At 57.1% G+C, this 17342-nt stretch carries 16 protein-coding genes; 13 read left to right on the top strand and 3 right to left on the bottom strand.

All coding sequences use genetic code 11. From position 1 onward, the window contains the following. Position 1: 1 nt before the first annotated feature. Entirely contained in the window at positions 2–1684 is a 1683-nt protein-coding gene (gene yidC, locus BFN10_RS18505) for a membrane protein insertase YidC (protein WP_071490889.1), read from the top strand. A 79-nt stretch (positions 1685–1763) separates the two neighbouring features. Next, complete coding sequence (mnmE, locus tag BFN10_RS18500; RefSeq protein ID WP_071490888.1) at positions 1764–3134, top strand: tRNA uridine-5-carboxymethylaminomethyl(34) synthesis GTPase MnmE; 1371 nt, start codon at positions 1764–1766, stop codon at positions 3132–3134. Positions 3135–3153: 19 nt separating this feature from the next. Here the strand turns inward: mnmE and BFN10_RS18495 are convergent, their stop codons facing one another. The 3 genes from BFN10_RS18495 to BFN10_RS18485 form a co-directional block, all read right to left on the bottom strand. Further along, entirely contained in the window at positions 3154–5592 is a 2439-nt protein-coding gene (locus tag BFN10_RS18495; RefSeq protein WP_071490887.1) for a TonB-dependent siderophore receptor, read from the bottom strand. A gap of 91 nt (positions 5593–5683) precedes the next feature. Next, entirely contained in the window at positions 5684–6628 is a 945-nt protein-coding gene (locus tag BFN10_RS18490) for a FecR domain-containing protein (RefSeq protein WP_071490886.1), read from the bottom strand. Further along, positions 6628–7134, bottom strand: coding sequence for a sigma-70 family RNA polymerase sigma factor (locus tag BFN10_RS18485; protein WP_071490885.1), 507 nt, complete (start codon positions 7132–7134; stop codon positions 6628–6630). Before BFN10_RS18485 ends, BFN10_RS18490 begins: the two co-directional genes overlap by 1 nt. A 564-nt stretch (positions 7135–7698) precedes the next feature. Here BFN10_RS18485 and mnmG point away from each other — a divergent pair. The 11 genes from mnmG to atpG all read left to right on the top strand — a co-directional run bounded on the left by mnmG (position 7699) and on the right by atpG (position 17319). Continuing rightward, entirely contained in the window at positions 7699–9591 is a 1893-nt protein-coding gene (gene mnmG / locus BFN10_RS18480) for a tRNA uridine-5-carboxymethylaminomethyl(34) synthesis enzyme MnmG (protein ID WP_025854394.1), read from the top strand. Continuing rightward, complete coding sequence (gene rsmG / locus BFN10_RS18475) at positions 9588–10232, top strand: 16S rRNA (guanine(527)-N(7))-methyltransferase RsmG (protein WP_071490884.1); 645 nt, start codon at positions 9588–9590, stop codon at positions 10230–10232. Before mnmG ends, rsmG begins: the two co-directional genes overlap by 4 nt. A gap of 18 nt (positions 10233–10250) precedes the next feature. Then, positions 10251–11048: a ParA family protein gene (locus tag BFN10_RS18470; protein ID WP_010207696.1), complete on the top strand. Its 798-nt coding sequence runs from the start codon at positions 10251–10253 to the stop codon at positions 11046–11048. Between the two features lie 9 nt (positions 11049–11057). Further along, the gene (locus BFN10_RS18465) at positions 11058–11930 is read left to right on the top strand and encodes a ParB/RepB/Spo0J family partition protein (RefSeq protein ID WP_016970690.1); all 873 of its coding nucleotides are present in this window, start codon (positions 11058–11060) and stop codon (positions 11928–11930) included. Between the two features lie 148 nt (positions 11931–12078). Then, entirely contained in the window at positions 12079–12486 is a 408-nt protein-coding gene (locus BFN10_RS18460; RefSeq protein ID WP_010565865.1) for a F0F1 ATP synthase subunit I, read from the top strand. Between the two features lie 16 nt (positions 12487–12502). After that, positions 12503–13372: a F0F1 ATP synthase subunit A gene (gene atpB / locus BFN10_RS18455; RefSeq protein ID WP_016970691.1), complete on the top strand. Its 870-nt coding sequence runs from the start codon at positions 12503–12505 to the stop codon at positions 13370–13372. Between the two features lie 134 nt (positions 13373–13506). Continuing rightward, positions 13507–13764 carry a F0F1 ATP synthase subunit C gene (atpE, locus tag BFN10_RS18450; protein ID WP_002555987.1) on the top strand — a complete coding sequence of 86 codons (258 nt, stop codon included), beginning with the start codon at positions 13507–13509 and terminating at the stop codon, positions 13762–13764. Between the two features lie 58 nt (positions 13765–13822). Further along, on the top strand, positions 13823–14293 hold the full coding sequence (locus BFN10_RS18445) for a F0F1 ATP synthase subunit B (RefSeq protein WP_071490883.1): 471 nt from the start codon (positions 13823–13825) through the stop codon (positions 14291–14293). Between the two features lie 12 nt (positions 14294–14305). Further along, complete coding sequence (locus tag BFN10_RS18440) at positions 14306–14842, top strand: F0F1 ATP synthase subunit delta (protein ID WP_003195833.1); 537 nt, start codon at positions 14306–14308, stop codon at positions 14840–14842. A 21-nt stretch (positions 14843–14863) separates the two neighbouring features. Continuing rightward, positions 14864–16408, top strand: coding sequence for a F0F1 ATP synthase subunit alpha (gene atpA / locus BFN10_RS18435; protein ID WP_003177064.1), 1545 nt, complete (start codon positions 14864–14866; stop codon positions 16406–16408). A gap of 50 nt (positions 16409–16458) precedes the next feature. Continuing rightward, entirely contained in the window at positions 16459–17319 is an 861-nt protein-coding gene (gene atpG / locus BFN10_RS18430) for a F0F1 ATP synthase subunit gamma (protein WP_003233565.1), read from the top strand. The last annotated feature ends 23 nt before the right edge of the window (positions 17320–17342 follow it).

The following is a 17342-nucleotide window of genomic DNA, read 5'->3' as shown; positions in this document are numbered from 1 at the left end:
CATGGATATTAAACGCACGATCCTGATCGTCGCCCTGGCAATCGTGTCCTACGTCATGGTTCTTCAGTGGAACCAGGACTATGGCCAGGCTGCCCTGCCGACTCAGAATGTTGCTACCAACCAGGCTGCGCCGGCTATTCCGGACACCCCGCTGGGTAACAATGCGTCCGCGAGTGCCGATGTTCCCAGCGCGAATGGCGAGACAAGCGCCCCTTTAGAAACGCCAGTGGTCACCAACAAAGATCTCATCCACGTCAAAACGGATGTGCTCGACCTGGCTATCGACCCACAAGGTGGTGATATCGCGCAGTTGAAACTGCCGCTGTATCCACGTCGTCAAGACCATCCGGATGTTCCGTTCCAACTGTTCGATAACGGTGGTGAGCGTACTTATCTGGCGCAAAGCGGCCTGACCGGCACCAATGGTCCGGATGCACGTGCTACCGGTCGTCCGATTTACTCGACCGAGCAGAAGACTTATCAACTGGCTGATGGCCAGAACCAGTTGAACGTCGACCTGAAATTCAGCCTCGACGGCGTCAACTACATCAAGCGCTTCAGCTTCACCCGTGGTTTGTACGACTTGAAGGTCACTTACCTGATCGACAACGAAAGCGACAAACCATGGAGCGGCAACCTGTTTGCCCAGCTCAAGCGTGACGCCAGCTCCGATCCTTCTTCCAGCACTGCCACCGGCACCGCGACTTACCTGGGCGCCGCCCTGTGGACAAGTAGCGAACCGTACAAAAAAGTGTCGATGAAAGATATCGACAAGGGCTCGCTGAAGGAAACCGTGCAAGGCGGCTGGGTTGCCTGGCTGCAGCACTACTTCGTGACCGCCTGGATCCCGAACAAGGGTGAGGCCAACCTCGTTCAAACCCGCAAGGACAGCCAGGGTAACTACATCATTGGCTTCACTGGCCCGGCGTTGACCGTCGCACCCGGCGCCAAGGCTGAAACCAGCGCTATCCTGTACGCCGGCCCGAAAAGCCAGGCTGTGCTGAAAGAGTTGTCCCCAGGTCTTGAGCTGACTGTGGATTACGGCTTCCTGTGGTTCATCGCCCAGCCGATTTTCTGGTTGCTGCAACATATCCACAGCATTGTGGGTAACTGGGGCTTCTCGATCATCTTCCTGACCATGCTGATCAAGGGGATTTTCTTCCCGCTGTCGGCAGCCAGCTACAAGTCGATGGCGCGCATGCGTGCGGTGGCTCCGAAACTGGCGGCGCTGAAAGAACAACATGGCGATGACCGGCAGAAAATGTCGCAGGCCATGATGGAGCTGTACAAGAAAGAGAAGATCAACCCGCTGGGTGGATGCTTGCCGATTCTGGTGCAGATGCCGGTGTTCCTGTCGCTGTACTGGGTGCTCCTGGAAAGCGTGGAGATGCGCCAGGCGCCGTTCATCCTGTGGATAACCGACCTGTCGATCAAAGACCCGTTCTTTATCCTGCCGATCATCATGGGCGCGACCATGTTCATCCAGCAGCGCCTGAACCCGACTCCGCCGGATCCGATGCAGGCCAAGGTGATGAAAATGATGCCGATCATCTTCACCTTCTTCTTCCTGTGGTTCCCAGCTGGTCTGGTGCTGTACTGGGTGGTCAACAACGTGTTGTCTATCTCCCAACAGTGGTACATCACACGCAAGATCGAAGCGGCTACCGCAAAAGCCTCTGCGTAACTTACTCTGTGGATAACCACTCAAGACGCCCCCTAGTGGGGCGTTTTGCTTTCTGTCACTTTTGGTCTGGAACCTGTTGATGAGCGCTCCTCGTGAAACCATCGCTGCTGTCGCTACCGCTCAAGGTCGCGGCGGTGTCGGCATCGTTAGAATTTCGGGGCCGCTTGCGAGTGTGGCAGCCAAAGCCATGAGTGGCCGTGAGTTGAAGGCGCGTTATGCGCATTACGGCCCGTTCCTGGATGCTGACGGCAACGTGCTGGACGAGGGGTTGGCGCTTTATTTCCCTGGGCCGAATTCATTCACCGGGGAAGACGTCCTGGAGTTGCAGGGACACGGCGGTCCGGTTGTGTTGGATATGTTGCTGCAACGCTGCCTGCAATTGGGCTGCCGCCTGGCACGTCCAGGGGAATTCAGCGAGCGGGCATTTTTGAATGACAAGCTGGATCTGGCCCAGGCCGAAGCAATTGCCGACCTGATTGAAGCCAGTTCTGCACAAGCGGCACGTAATGCATTGCGCTCCCTGCAGGGGGCGTTCTCCCTGCGTGTGCATAACTTGACCGAGCAGTTGATCAGCCTGCGTATCTACGTCGAGGCGGCGATTGATTTTCCAGAAGAAGAAATCGACTTTCTCGCCGATGGCCACGTACTGGCGATGCTGGATAAAGTTCGCGATGAGTTATCCACAGTGCTGCGTGAAGCCGGGCAGGGGGCCTTGCTGCGAGACGGCATGACCGTTGTGATCGCGGGGCGGCCCAATGCGGGAAAATCCAGCTTGCTCAATGCTCTGGCGGGGCGTGAAGCCGCCATCGTCACTGAGATTGCCGGCACCACACGGGACATCCTGCGCGAACATATCCACATCGACGGCATGCCGTTGCACGTTGTAGACACCGCCGGTTTGCGCGACACCGACGACCAGGTGGAAAAGATCGGTGTGGAACGCGCGCTCAAAGCCATCGGCGAAGCGGATCGGGTGCTGTTGGTGGTGGACGCAACGGCGCCCGAGGCTGTGGATCCTTTCGCCCTGTGGCCGGAATTCCTCGAGCACCGGCCGGACCCGGCCAAGGTCACCTTGATTCGCAACAAGGCTGACTTGACGGGAGAGGCCATTGCGCTGGAAACCAGCGCGGATGGCCACGTCACGATCAGCCTGAGCGCGAAGTCGGCCGGTGAAGGCCTGGAACTGCTGCGCGAGCACCTCAAAGCCTGTATGGGCTACGAGCAGACCTCGGAAAGCAGCTTCAGTGCGCGCCGTCGGCATCTGGAGGCGTTGCGCCATGCGAGCGCAGCGTTGGAGCACGGTCGGGCGCAGTTGACCCTGGCGGGCGCCGGGGAGCTGCTGGCGGAAGATCTGCGTCAGGCGCAGCAGCTGTTAGGCGAAATCACCGGCGCGTTCAGCTCCGATGATTTGTTGGGGCGGATCTTTTCCAGCTTCTGCATCGGTAAATAACCGAGTTATCCACAGCGCCCTACCAATTGTAAGACACCGTACCGAGCAGGGTACGGCTGTCACCCCAATAGCAGCGGCCCGCATCGTTGCAACCAGATACATATTCCTTGTCGAACAGGTTCTTGGCGTTCACATCTACAGACCAGTGTTTGTCGATCTGATAGCCAACGGCTGCGTCCACCAAGGTGACGCTTCCTGCATCCAACTTTCCATACAGCGTGGGTGCGGTGTAGGAAAAGGTACTGTCGAAATAACGCACGCCACCGCCCAGGGACAAGCCCTTGAGTTGGCCATCGAAGAAGCGGTACTTGCCCCACACTGAGGCCTGGTTACGCGGAACCCCGGTCATCTGGTGGCCCTCGACCAACGACGTCGCCGAATCCTTGGTAATTCTCGCGTCAGTGTAGGTATAGGCTGCGGTGACATTCAGGTTAGGCGTGAGATTGCTGTTGACCTCTACCTCAGCGCCCTTGGCCCGGCTTTCGCCTACCTGGCGATAGCTATTGGTGGTGGCGTCAAGGTAAGTGTCGTCTTCCTTGCGCAAGTCATACACCGACACCGTCATTGCCGTATCCCAGCCGATCGGCTCGTACTTCACGCCCACTTCGTACTGGCTGCTGGTGATCGGTTTCAAGGGCGAGCCGGCGTTGGAGATCTGCTGCACGGGGACAAAGGCAGTGGAGTAGCTGACATACGGCGTCAGGCCGTTGTCGAACTGGTACATCACCCCGCCCTGATAGGTGAACTTGCGGTCTTCGGACCCGGTATTGCCAGCCTTGTTCACCTTGTCACGGAAATCGCTGTCGACCCAGTCCTGACGGCCGCCGAGCAGGAACAGCCAGTGATCGTATTTGCTCTGGATCTGTGCATAAACGCCTTTCATCTGCTGCTCGAGCAGGGTGTTTTGCACCGCCACCGGCGTCAACGGGTCACGCAGGTACACCGGGTTATACACATTGATAGTGCCGGCAAACCCCGCGTCCCAATCCTGATTGAACGAGGTGCGGTCATAACTGGCGCCAAACAGCACCGTGTTTTCCAGGCCACCGACCTGGAATTTGCCTTCCAACTGGTTATCCAGCGAATAGACCATCGACTTGTTGTAGCGGTCATAGGCGGTCATGTTCAGTTGAGTGCCAAAGCCGCGGTTATTCAGGGCACTGGGCCAGGTTTCATGGCGGTTGATGCGAGACTGCATGTAGCGCGAGTTCTGACGGAACTGCCAGTCATCGTTGAAGCTGTGGCTGAACTCGTAACCGGTACTCCAGGTTTCGCGTTCGAACGTATTCCAATCCGGGTCGCCGAGCATGGTGTGCTTGGAGAGCTTGCCATTGGGGTTTGCAAGCAAGGTGCCGGCAGCCGGTAGGCCGAGTTCCAAATTAGTGTGGTCTTTCTGGTAATTGGCCAACAGGGTGAGGGTGTTGTAGTCGTCGAAATTCAGGGTCAGTGATGGCGCAATGTACAGGCGATCGTCTGGCACATGGTCGGTCTGCGTATCGGATTTGCGACCGAGCATCACAACCCGGCCGAGGATATTGCCGCTGTCATTGAGCGGCCCAGAGATATCCACACCCAACTGACGCCGATTATTGGAGCCATAACCCAACTGCACTTCACCTTGTGGCGTAGCAGTAGGGTGTTTGCTTACCAGATTCACCAGACCGCCAGGCGCATTTTCACCGTAGAGCAGGGAAGAGGGGCCGCGGAAGATTTCGACACGCTCCAGGCCATAGGGCTCACTGGTAGTGTCGTACCGATTACCTTGTACGCGCAGGCCATCTCGCAGCAGGCCGTAGCCGTAATCCGTGGCATTGAAACCTCGAATGAAGAACAGATCGCCCGCCAGCCCATCACCTGCGGCAAAGGGCGGTGCAAAGATACCGGGCACGTAACCCAACACTTCGGTCAGGGTTTGCGACTTCTGGTCCTTGATACGCTGGCCGGTGACGACCGATACCGAACGTGGTGTTTCCGACAGCGGCGTACTGGTCTTTGTACCGACCCTGCTGTTCTGCGCCTTGTAGCCCACATCCCCAGCAATCTCCTGATTGAAACCGCCCTGTTGATAAGTGCTGACTGTGGTGGGCGCGAGGGTGAGTTCGCCGGTGGAAGCGGCCTGCAGGACATAACTGCCAGGCGCCTGGACTACCGCCTGTAAACCGGAGTTTTGCAGCAGCAGCGCAAAACCCTGGTCCACGGAGTAGTCACCTTCCAAGCCTGCTGTGTTTAAACGTGTGGTTTGTTGAGGTGAAAAAGACAGGATCACATTCGCCTTGGCGGCAAATTGGCTCAAGGCGTTATCCAGGGGGCCGGCCGCAATAACGTAGTGTTGCACCGCGCTGGCGGCCAGGGCGCCCGTGGATAACAACACACCGACAGTGGTGGCCGTGCCGAGCAGCAGGCTGCATGTCATACCGTGGTAGGAAAGTCGCTGGCGGAGCTTGGTGGGAACGCGCATAGGTGAGTAAGCCCTGAAGGTGGCATCGTGATTACCTGTAGGGCCGTGTCAGGTAAAAAAAAGATAACCCCGCGTGCAGATATTTTTTCGATCAACCGATTCGCTTCACCGAAACCCAATAGCGAGTGAAGTATTTCACCTGAATCGGCAGGGTGGCCTGCAAATTGGCCAGCACTGCGTCGGTGGAATCCAGGCGAAAGGTCCCGGAAACACGCAGATGTGCCGAGGCCAGGTCGCATTGCAGGACACCTGGACGATAGCGGGCGAGCTCTTCGATAACATCACCGAGGCGTGCATCCAATACGATCAGTTGGCCATCGACCCAGGCGGCCTGGGATGTGCGGTAAACGGTGTTTGGCTGCACTTTTTGGCGATCGAAGTCTGCGCTTTCGCCGGCACTGAGCAGCCGGGCCTGGAGGGGCTGGTCACCAGGCGACACATTCACCCGATCCTCCAGAACGCCGACGCGGGTTGAGTCCTGCAGCTGGCGTACGGTAAACCGAGTACCCAATGCCTGGACGCGGCCTTGGCGGGTTTCGACATAAAAGGGCGTCTGCACACCCAGCTTGCCGGTGTGAATAAGTACTTCACCTTCGCGCAAGCGGATCAAACGCTGGCGCTCATCAAATAGCACATCAATCGCCGTGCCGGTATTCAGGTCAATCCGCGTGCCGTCGGCCAATTCGATACGCCGGCGTTCACCTACGACCGTGCGGTAATCGGCCCACAGATTACCCAGGGGCGTGTGTTGCTGAACATTCCAACCCAGGTACCCGGTGCCGCCCAGCACCAACATCCACTTGAGTACCTGGCGACGTTGCTGTGTGGCCGACAATGCGCGGCGGGTGAAATCCGGAGGCAGGGCGCCGAGACTGCGCTGCAACTGTTCCATCTGATTCCATGCGGCCTGATGGGAGGGATCGCCGTTGAGCCATTGTTGCCAGGCTTGGCGCTCATCGGCGGTAGGCGTCTGGGATTGAAACTGTACGTACCAACTGGCAGCAGCCTCAAAGGTTTTGCGATCGGGCGCCGCCATTACAGGCTGGCCATGATCAGTGAGCATTCAGTCAATACACGGATCATGTGCTTCTTCACCGTGGTCAGTGAAACCTGAAGCTGATCGGCAATCTGTTGATAAGTCAGCCCCTCGACCTGGGACAGCATGAATATCCGCCGCGCTCGCTCGCCGAGTGCAGACAAGGCTTTATCCACAGCCACCAACGTCTCGATGATGATGGCTTTGTCTTCTTCACTGATGGTTATGGCTTCAGGCCGTTCGGCCAGGGTCTGTTTGTAGGCCTGTTCGATGGCGTTTCGACGGTAACGATCAATCACCAGGCCTCTGGCGATGGTCGCCAGGTAGTCACGTGGTTCAACGATCTGTGCCGCATGCCGCCCGCCCAGAATGCGCACGAACGTATCGTGCGCCACATCGGCCGCATCACAGGCGTTATGTAGCTTCCCTTTGAGCCACCCGCGCAGCCAGGAGTGGTGCTGCTCATAAATGTACTGGACCGCAGCCGTGTGTGAAGAAGAGGACATAGGGCATGACAAGGTAGGTTAATGATAATCGCTATTATTAACTGCCCCGCCGTTTTCTCACAACAGATCTCTTTTTTCTGTGCTCACCATCGAGTGAAAGGTTTCGGTTGGCGTTGTGGCGGACTGAAGACAGACAGATTTGCCGATTTCTGTGGATTAAGCTCTGTGAATAACCGTCCCTGTGCCCAGTTGATAACAGGCCCTGAAACCTGAGTAAAAATGCCTCTGTGGATAACCACCTGTTTAATCCACAGGCTTAAAGGACTTATCCAAGGGCCTCGTTGGCACATGACCACAGACTTTTGAATCTCTGTACACGCCGTAAATAAAGGCCTGTGTAGATCTATCCACAGAAAGTGTGCTCAGTAGAAATAAACATAAAAACAAAGATTTAATAAATTTCTCTCTTTTAATTTCTATTGTCTGTGATTCATCCACAGCTGGTTAAATTTTGTGCAAAGGGTTCTTTAGGAAGGGCTAAGTCCCTATACTTGCCGCCAAAGCTCTAAAACTCTTTCAACAATCAATTCCTGATTACCTACATAAGCAGGCACGAGGTGCGTGGTGGATTTCCCTTCCCGTTTTGAAGTGATCGTCATCGGCGGCGGTCATGCCGGTACCGAGGCAGCACTGGCGTCAGCACGAATGGGCGTAAAAACCCTGTTGTTGACGCATAACGTGGAAACCCTCGGCGCCATGAGTTGCAACCCCGCCATCGGTGGGATCGGTAAAAGCCATCTGGTCAAGGAAATCGACGCCCTTGGCGGCGTGATGGCCATGGCTACCGATAAAGGTGGCATCCAATTTCGCGTGCTCAACAGCCGCAAAGGCCCGGCCGTAAGGGCTACCCGGGCTCAGGCCGACCGCATCCTGTACAAGGCTGCAGTCCGCGAAACCCTGGAAAACCAACCGAACCTGTGGATATTTCAACAAGCAGCAGATGACCTGATCGTCGAACAGGACCAGGTGCGCGGAGTTGTCACCCAAATGGGTCTGCGTTTCTTCGCAGAATCCGTGGTGTTGACCACCGGTACATTCCTCGGCGGACTTATCCACATTGGCATGCAGAACTATTCCGGTGGCCGTGCCGGTGATCCGCCGTCCATTGCCCTGGCAAAGCGTCTGCGTGAACTGCCGCTGCGTGTCGGTCGGCTGAAAACCGGGACCCCGCCGCGTATTGACGGGCGTTCCGTAGATTTCTCGGTGATGACCGAGCAAGCAGGCGATACACCGATCCCGGTCATGTCGTTCATGGGCTCCAAGGAACAGCATCCGAAACAGGTGAGCTGCTGGATCACCCACACCAATGCGCGCACCCACGAAATCATTGCCGCGAACCTCGACCGTTCGCCGATGTACTCCGGGGTGATCGAAGGCATCGGCCCGCGTTATTGCCCGTCGATCGAAGACAAGATCCACCGCTTTGCCGACAAGGAAAGCCACCAGGTTTTTATCGAGCCCGAAGGCTTGACCACTCATGAGCTGTACCCGAACGGTATCTCCACTTCCCTGCCGTTTGACGTGCAAATCCAGATCGTGCAATCGATTCGCGGCATGGAAAACGCGCACATCGTGCGTCCGGGCTACGCCATCGAGTACGACTACTTCGACCCGCGTGACCTCAAGTACAGCCTGGAAACCAAAGTGATCGGCGGTTTGTTCTTTGCCGGGCAAATCAACGGCACCACCGGTTACGAAGAAGCAGGTGCCCAAGGTTTGCTGGCCGGAACCAATGCTGCACTGCGCGCGCAGGGCAAAGACAGCTGGTGCCCGCGTCGCGATGAGGCGTACATCGGTGTGTTGGTCGACGACCTGATTACCCTGGGTACCCAGGAACCGTACCGGATGTTCACATCCCGGGCGGAATACCGCTTGATCCTGCGCGAAGACAACGCCGACCTGCGTCTGACCGAAAAAGGTCGCGAACTGGGCCTGGTCGACGACGCACGGTGGGCTGCCTTCTGCAAAAAACGCGAAAGCATCGCGTTGGAAGAACAGCGGCTGAAAAGCACTTGGGTCCGCCCGGGCACCGAACAGGGCGATGCGATTGCCGAAAAATTCGGCACGCCGTTGACCCACGAATACAACTTGCTCAACCTGCTGTCGCGTCCGGAAATCGACTACGCTGGTCTGGTCGAAGTGACCGGGCAGGGTGCAGAAGACCCGCAGGTTGCCGAGCAGGTCGAAATCAAGACCAAATACGCCGGTTACATTGACCGTCAGCAGGATGAAATCGCCCGCCTGCGCGCCAGTGAAGACACCAAGCTGCCTGTGGATATCGACTACACCGGGATTTCCGGGCTGTCGAAAGAAATCCAAAGCAAGCTGGGGATAACTCGGCCAGAGACCCTGGGCCAGGCTTCACGTATCCCCGGTGTCACCCCGGCAGCGATTTCGCTGCTGATGATTCATTTGAAAAAACGCGGCGCGGGCCGTCAGTTGGAGCAAAGCGCTTGAGTTCGTTGGTCACCTCGCAACACGCCGAAGAGTTATCCACAGGTGCGCGCCAGTTGGGCGTCGACCTGACCCCGGCCCAGCACGAATTGCTGTTGGGCTACCTGGCCCTGTTGATCAAATGGAACAAGGCTTACAACCTGACCGCGGTGCGTGATCCCAACGAAATGGTGTCCCGTCACTTGCTCGACAGCTTGAGCGTGATGCCATTCATCGAAAATGGTCGCTGGCTCGACGTCGGCAGTGGGGGCGGCATGCCAGGCATCCCACTGGCCATTCTGTTTCCCGAGTCGCAAGTGACCTGCCTGGACAGCAACGGCAAGAAGACCCGCTTCCTGACCCAGGTCAAACTCGAACTCAAGCTGGATAACCTGCAAGTTATCCACAGTCGCGTCGAAGCCTTCACGCCTGAACAGCCATTCAACGGAATCGTTTCCCGGGCGTTCAGCAGCATGGAGAACTTCAGCAACTGGACCCGCCATCTGGGCGACCGCGACACCCGCTGGCTGGCAATGAAGGGCGTCCATCCAAGCGATGAGCTGTTAGCATTGCCGGCAGACTTCCACCTCGATAGCGAACACGCCTTGGCCGTACCCGGTTGCCAAGGCCAACGCCATCTGCTGATACTGCGCCGCACGGCATGATTGGGAACACAAGCAAGAATGGCTAAGGTATTCGCGATAGCGAACCAGAAAGGTGGCGTGGGCAAAACCACCACCTGCATCAACCTCGCAGCATCCCTGGTCGCAACCAAGCGCCGGGTGCTGTTGATCGATCTCGATCCACAGGGCAACGCCACCATGGGGAGCGGTGTGGATAAACACGGCCTGGAAAACTCGGTCTACGACTTGCTGATTGGCGAGTGCGACCTGGCCCAGGCCATGCACTACTCCGAACATGGTGGTTATCAACTGCTGCCGGCCAACCGCGATTTGACTGCGGCGGAAGTGGTGCTGCTGGAAATGCAGATGAAAGAAAGCCGTCTGCGCAGCGCCCTGGCGCCAATCCGCGAGAATTACGACTACATCCTGATCGACTGCCCGCCGTCGCTGTCGATGCTGACACTGAACGCGCTGGTGGCCGCCGATGGGGTGATTATCCCCATGCAGTGCGAGTACTACGCGTTGGAAGGGTTGAGCGACCTTGTGGATAACATCAAGCGCATTGCCGAATTGCTCAACCCGAACCTGCAGATCGAAGGCTTGCTGCGGACCATGTTCGATCCGCGCCTGAGCCTGATGAACGATGTATCGGCGCAGCTCAAGGAACACTTCGGTGACCAGCTGTACGACACGGTGATCCCGCGCAACATCCGTTTGGCCGAAGCCCCGAGCTACGGCATGCCGGCTTTGGCCTATGACAAACAATCCCGTGGTGCCATTGCCTACCTGGCGCTGGCCGGCGAGATGGTTCGCCGTCAGCGCCGCAATTCACGCACCGCTGCAGCCCAGCCAACTTAAGGAATCCCCATGGCCGTCAAGAAACGAGGTCTCGGACGTGGACTGGATGCACTGTTGAGTGGTCCGACCGTCACATCGCTTGAAGAACAGGCGGTGCAGGCCGACGAGCGCGAGCTGCAACACCTGCCGCTGGACCTGATCCAGCGCGGCAAATACCAGCCACGCCGGGACATGGACCCCCAGGCGCTGGAAGAACTGGCCAATTCGATCAAGGCCCAAGGTGTGATGCAACCGATCGTGGTGCGTCCGATTGGCGGCGGCCGTTTTGAAATCATCGCTGGTGAACGCCGCTGGCGCGCGAGCCAGCAGGCCGGCAAGGAAACCATCCCGGCGATGGTGCGCGATGTACCGGATGAAACCGCCATCGCCATGGCGTTGATCGAGAATATCCAGCGCGAAGACCTCAACCCGATCGAAGAAGCCATTGCCCTGCAGCGCTTGCAGCAGGAATTCCAGTTGACCCAGCAACAAGTGGCCGAGGCGGTGGGTAAATCCCGTGTGACCGTGTCCAACTTGCTGCGTCTGATCGCGTTGCCGGAAGTCATCAAGACCATGTTGTCCCACGGCGACCTGGAAATGGGTCACGCCCGTGCATTGCTCGGTTTGCCGGAAAATCAACAGGTTGAAGGGGCGCGACACGTTGTCGCACGGGGGCTCACCGTTCGTCAGACCGAGGCCCTGGTTCGCCAATGGCTCAGCGGCAAACCTGCACCGGTCGAAACGGCCAAACCTGATCCGGATATCGCCCGCCTCGAGCAGCGCCTGGCCGAGCGCCTGGGCTCTGCGGTGCAAATTCGCCACGGGAAGAAAGGCAAAGGCCAATTGGTTATCGGATATAACTCCCTCGATGAGCTTCAGGGCGTCCTTGCCCACATCCGCTGAAACATTTGCTTATGTAGCGCGTGATCGGAAATCACTACCCGGCAGTTGAATAGGGGCAGAACCGCCCCTATACTCTGCGCGCATTTTGTCGGCACAAATTATGCCAAGTTATTGATTTCCGGCAGCCGACCATTGAGGAGCAAGAGTGATGGAAACCCGCACGCCAAACACGTTGCCGTTCCATCGCTTGGCCGTTTTTCCGGTTTTATTGGCTCAATTTGTCATCTTGCTGATCGCCGCATTGGCGCTTTGGTACTGGCATGGAGTCGTAGCCGGATATTCAGGACTCTGCGGAGGCCTGATAGCCTTGCTGCCCAATATGTATTTCGCTCACAGGGCCTTTCGGTTTTCCGGCGCCCGAGCAGCCCAGGCTATCGTCCGGTCATTTTATGCCGGCGAGGCAGGGAAACTGATTTTGACGGCAGTGCTGTTTGCACTGACCTTTGCAGGTGTGAAGCCATTGGCGCCGCTGGCTGTATTCGGCGTCTTCGTGTTGACCCAACTGGTCAGCTGGTTCGCTCCCCTGCTAATGAAAACAAGACTTTCGAAACCTTAGGGCGTTTGAGGCAACCATGGCAGAAACAACCGCTTCGGGCTATATCCAGCACCACTTGCAGAACCTGACCTTCGGTCAGCTTCCTAATGGCGGCTGGGGCTTTGCCCACTCCGCAGCAGAGGCCAAAGAAATGGGCTTCTGGGCTTTCCACCTGGATACTCTGGGCTGGTCGGTCGCATTGGGTCTGATCTTCGTCCTGATTTTCCGCATGGCGGCAAAGAAGGCGACTTCCGGTCAGCCAGGTGCTTTGCAGAACTTCGTTGAAGTACTGGTCGAATTCGTCGATGGCAGCGTGAAAGACAGCTTCCATGGTCGCAGCCCGGTGATCGCACCGCTGGCACTGACTATCTTCGTCTGGGTGTTCCTGATGAACGCCGTCGACCTGATCCCGGTCGACTGGATTCCTCAGCTGGCCATCCTGATCTCCGGCGATCACCACATTCCATTCCGTGCGGTTTCCACCACGGACCCTAACGCCACCCTGGGCATGGCCCTGTCGGTGTTCGCGTTGATCATTTTCTACAGCATCAAGGTCAAGGGCATCGGCGGTTTCATCGGCGAACTGACCCTGCACCCGTTCGGCAGCAAGAACATCTTCGTTCAAGCCCTGCTGATCCCGGTGAACTTCCTGCTGGAGTTCGTGACCCTGGTCGCCAAGCCTATCTCCCTGGCCCTGCGACTGTTCGGCAACATGTATGCCGGCGAGCTGGTGTTCATTCTGATCGCTGTGATGTTCGGCAGTGGTCTGCTCTGGCTTAGCGGCCTGGGCGTGGTTCTGCAGTGGGCGTGGGCTGTGTTCCACATCCTGATCATCACCCTGCAGGCCTTCATCTTCATGATGCTGACCATCGTCTACCTGTCGATGGCGCACGAAGAGAACCATTAAGACCAGTCTCGACTAGTCTGATGTCCTTCCCGGTGAAACGGGAAGGTAGGCCCTACCGGGCTATGAAACGATTTGTTTTACCGCTTTAAAATCTAAAAAACCTAAACCATACGACGTAAAAGTCGGGAGGAAAGATGGAAACTGTAGTTGGTCTAACCGCTATCGCTGTTGCACTGTTGATCGGCCTGGGCGCCCTGGGTACTGCCATTGGTTTCGGCCTGCTGGGCGGCAAATTCCTGGAAGGCGCAGCGCGTCAGCCAGAAATGGTCCCAATGCTGCAAGTTAAAATGTTCATCGTCGCCGGCCTGCTCGACGCCGTGACCATGATCGGCGTTGGTATCGCTCTGTTCTTCACCTTCGCGAACCCCTTCGTTGGTCAACTCGCTGGCTAATCACTCGAATTTTTCGAGTTGATTGGAGTGATGGACAACGAATGAGCGAGGTGTTGGCGTGAACATTAATGCAACCCTGATTGGCCAATCCGTTGCGTTCTTCATTTTTGTAGTGTTTTGCATGAAGTTCGTGTGGCCTCCGGTCATCGCGGCTTTGCACGAACGTCAGAAGAAGATCGCTGATGGCTTGGACGCTGCCAACCGTGCAGCTCGCGACCTGGAGTTGGCCCAAGAGAAAGCGGGTCATCAACTGCGCGATGCTAAGGCACAGGCAGCTGAAATCATTGAGCAAGCCAAGAAACGCGGTAACCAGATCGTCGAAGAGGCTGTTGAAAAAGCCCGCGTCGAAGCTGACCGTGTGAAGGCTTCGGCTCATGCCGAGATCGAACAGGAACTGAACGGCGTCAAAGACGCGCTGCGTGCCCAACTGGGTGCTCTGGCGGTCGGCGGTGCTGAGAAGATCCTCGGTGCCACAATCGATCAAAACGCGCACGCGGAGCTGGTTAACAAACTGGCTGCTGAAATTTAAGCGAGGGCGATCATGGCAGAACTGACCACGTTGGCCCGACCTTACGCTAAGGCAGCCTTCGAGCACGCCCAGGCCCACCAGCAGCTGGCCTCTTGGTCAGCCATGCTCGGCCTGGCTGCAGCAGTGTCGCAAGACGACACCATGCAGCGCGTGCTCAAGGCCCCGCGCCTGACGAGCGCAGACAAGGCCGCCACTTTTATTGAAGTGTGCGGCGACAAGTTTGATGTGAAAGTGCAGAACTTCATTCACGTCATTGCCGAAAACGACCGTCTCCCGCTGTTGCCGGAGATCGCCGCTCTGTTCGACCTGTACAAGGCCGAAGCAGAGAAGTCGGTAGACGTTGAAGTGACCAGTGCTTTTGCATTGAACCAAGAACAGCAAGACAAACTCGCCAAGGTTCTCAGTGCACGACTCAATCGGGAAGTGCGCCTGCAAGCTTCGGAGGACGCATCCCTGATTGGTGGTGTTGTTATCCGTGCCGGCGACCTGGTTATCGATGGCTCGATTCGCGGAAAAATCGCGAAACTTGCCGAAGCATTGAAATCTTGAGTTTGAAGGGGCAGCAGAGCAATGCAGCAACTCAATCCTTCCGAAATAAGTGAAATTATCAAGGGCCGCATCGACAAGCTCGATGTGACCTCCCAAGCCCGTAACGAAGGCACTGTCGTCAGCGTATCTGACGGCATCGTGCGGATTCACGGTCTGGCCGACGTCATGTACGGCGAGATGATCGAGTTTCCGGGCGGCGTCTACGGTATGGCCCTCAACCTGGAGCAAGACTCCGTAGGTGCCGTTGTATTGGGCGCTTACACCAGTCTGGCTGAAGGCATGAGCGCCAAGTGCACAGGCCGCATCCTGGAAGTTCCGGTTGGTAAGGAACTGCTGGGTCGCGTAGTCGACGCACTGGGTAACCCTGTTGACGGTAAAGGTCCACTGGGCAACACCGAGACCGACGCGGTCGAGAAAGTTGCTCCAGGCGTGATCTGGCGTAAGTCGGTAGACCAGCCTGTACAGACTGGCTACAAGGCTGTCGATGCCATGATCCCAGTCGGCCGTGGCCAGCGTGAGCTGATCATCGGTGACCGTCAGATCGGTAAGACCGCTCTGGCGATCGACGCGATCATCAACCAGAAGAACAGCGGCATTTTCTGCGTCTACGTAGCTATCGGTCAGAAACAATCGACCATTGCCAACGTGGTTCGCAAGCTGGAAGAAAACGGCGCCCTGGCCAACACGATCATCGTGGCTGCCAGTGCTTCGGAATCTCCTGCGCTGCAATTCCTGGCACCGTACTCCGGTTGCACCATGGGTGAATTCTTCCGCGACCGCGGTGAAGACGCGCTGATCGTTTATGACGATCTGTCCAAGCAAGCAGTGGCTTACCGCCAGATTTCCCTGCTGCTGCGCCGTCCACCAGGCCGTGAAGCCTACCCAGGCGACGTGTTCTATCTCCACTCCCGTCTGCTGGAGCGCGCATCCCGCGTTTCGGAAGAGTACGTAGAGAAGTTCACCAACGGCGCAGTGACCGGCAAAACCGGTTCCCTGACCGCACTGCCGATCATCGAAACCCAGGCTGGCGACGTTTCCGCGTTCGTTCCGACCAACGTGATTTCCATCACCGACGGTCAGATCTTCCTGGAATCGGCCATGTTCAACTCGGGCATCCGCCCTGCAGTGAACGCCGGTGTTTCGGTATCCCGTGTGGGTGGTGCCGCTCAGACCAAGATCATCAAGAAGCTGTCCGGTGGTATCCGTACCGCTCTGGCTCAGTACCGTGAACTGGCGGCATTCGCCCAGTTCGCTTCTGACCTGGACGAAGCGACCCGTAAGCAACTTGAGCATGGTCAGCGCGTTACCGAGCTGATGAAGCAGAAGCAATACGCCCCTATGTCGATCGCTGACATGGCGTTGTCGCTGTATGCCGCTGAGCGTGGGTTCCTGACCGACGTTGAAATCGCCAAGGTCGGCAGCTTTGAACAAGCGCTGATTGCTTACTTCAACCGCGATCACGCCGAATTGATGGCGAAGATCAACGTGAAGGGTGACTTCAATGACGATATCGACGCTGGCATGAAAGCCGGTATCGAGAAGTTCAAGGCCACCCAAACCTGGTAAGCCGCAGCGGGAGCCGCAAGGCTCCCGCTTGCTAACCTGATAGGTGTTACATGGCAGGCGCAAAAGAGATTCGCAGTAAGATTGCGAGCATCAAAAGCACGCAAAAAATTACCAGCGCCATGGAAAAAGTGGCGGTCAGCAAAATGCGCAAGGCACAAATGCGCATGGCTGCTAGCCGTCCTTATGCGGAGCGTATCCGCCAGGTAATTGGGCATCTGGCCAACGCCAACCCGGAATACCGCCACCCGTTCATGATCGACCGCGCAGTCAAGCGTGTGGGTTATGTGGTTGTGAGCAGTGACCGTGGTTTGTGCGGTGGTCTGAATACCAACCTGTTCAAGGCCCTGGTCAAGGACATGGCGGTAAACCGCGAAAACGGCGTCGAGATCGATCTGTGTGTCGTTGGTAGCAAGGGTGCGGCCTTTTTCCGCAACTTCGGCGGTAACGTCGTTGCAGCTATCAGCCACCTGGGTGAAGAGCCGTCGATCAATGATTTGATCGGCAGTGTGAAGGTGATGCTGGATGCGTACCTGGAAGGCCGGATTGACCGCCTGTCCGTGGTATCCAACAAGTTCATCAACACCATGACCCAGCAGCCAACCGTGGAGCAATTGATTCCACTGGTGGCGACTCCGGATCAGGAACTCAAGCACCACTGGGACTACCTCTACGAACCGGACGCCAAAGAGCTGCTTGACGGCTTGATGGTGCGCTACGTGGAGTCGCAGGTGTACCAGGCGGTGGTCGAGAACAACGCAGCTGAACAAGCGGCGCGGATGATCGCGATGAAAAACGCTACCGATAACGCCGGTGATCTGATCAGCGATTTGCAGCTGATCTACAACAAGGCGCGTCAGGCTGCGATCACCCAAGAGATCTCGGAAATCGTCGGCGGCGCTGCCGCGGTTTAACGGTTCAAATATTCAGAGGATCC

The organism is Pseudomonas extremorientalis, from assembly GCF_001870465.1.
GTDB lineage: Bacteria > Pseudomonadota > Gammaproteobacteria > Pseudomonadales > Pseudomonadaceae > Aquipseudomonas > Aquipseudomonas extremorientalis.
Note: the sequence above shows the minus strand (reverse complement) of the source record. Positions and strands in the feature narration are given on the sequence as shown.

What these genes read in the sequence shown, in the direction of transcription:
- mnmE (WP_071490888.1), top strand. Translation starts at nt 1,764, where the DNA reads ATGAGCGCTCCTCGTGAAACCATCGCTGCTGTCGCTACCGCTCAAGGT.
- BFN10_RS18440 (WP_003195833.1), top strand. Translation starts at nt 14,306, where the DNA reads ATGGCAGAACTGACCACGTTGGCCCGACCTTACGCTAAGGCAGCCTTC.
- yidC (WP_071490889.1), top strand. Translation starts at nt 2, where the DNA reads ATGGATATTAAACGCACGATCCTGATCGTCGCCCTGGCAATCGTGTCC.
- BFN10_RS18490 (WP_071490886.1), bottom strand. Translation starts at nt 6,628, where the DNA reads ATGGCGGCGCCCGATCGCAAAACCTTTGAGGCTGCTGCCAGTTGGTAC.
- BFN10_RS18465 (WP_016970690.1), top strand. Translation starts at nt 11,058, where the DNA reads ATGGCCGTCAAGAAACGAGGTCTCGGACGTGGACTGGATGCACTGTTG.
- atpG (WP_003233565.1), top strand. Translation starts at nt 16,459, where the DNA reads ATGGCAGGCGCAAAAGAGATTCGCAGTAAGATTGCGAGCATCAAAAGC.
- atpE (WP_002555987.1), top strand. Translation starts at nt 13,507, where the DNA reads ATGGAAACTGTAGTTGGTCTAACCGCTATCGCTGTTGCACTGTTGATC.
- BFN10_RS18470 (WP_010207696.1), top strand. Translation starts at nt 10,251, where the DNA reads ATGGCTAAGGTATTCGCGATAGCGAACCAGAAAGGTGGCGTGGGCAAA.
- BFN10_RS18460 (WP_010565865.1), top strand. Translation starts at nt 12,079, where the DNA reads ATGGAAACCCGCACGCCAAACACGTTGCCGTTCCATCGCTTGGCCGTT.
- atpA (WP_003177064.1), top strand. Translation starts at nt 14,864, where the DNA reads ATGCAGCAACTCAATCCTTCCGAAATAAGTGAAATTATCAAGGGCCGC.
- atpB (WP_016970691.1), top strand. Translation starts at nt 12,503, where the DNA reads ATGGCAGAAACAACCGCTTCGGGCTATATCCAGCACCACTTGCAGAAC.
- BFN10_RS18495 (WP_071490887.1), bottom strand. Translation starts at nt 5,592, where the DNA reads ATGCGCGTTCCCACCAAGCTCCGCCAGCGACTTTCCTACCACGGTATG.
- BFN10_RS18485 (WP_071490885.1), bottom strand. Translation starts at nt 7,134, where the DNA reads ATGTCCTCTTCTTCACACACGGCTGCGGTCCAGTACATTTATGAGCAG.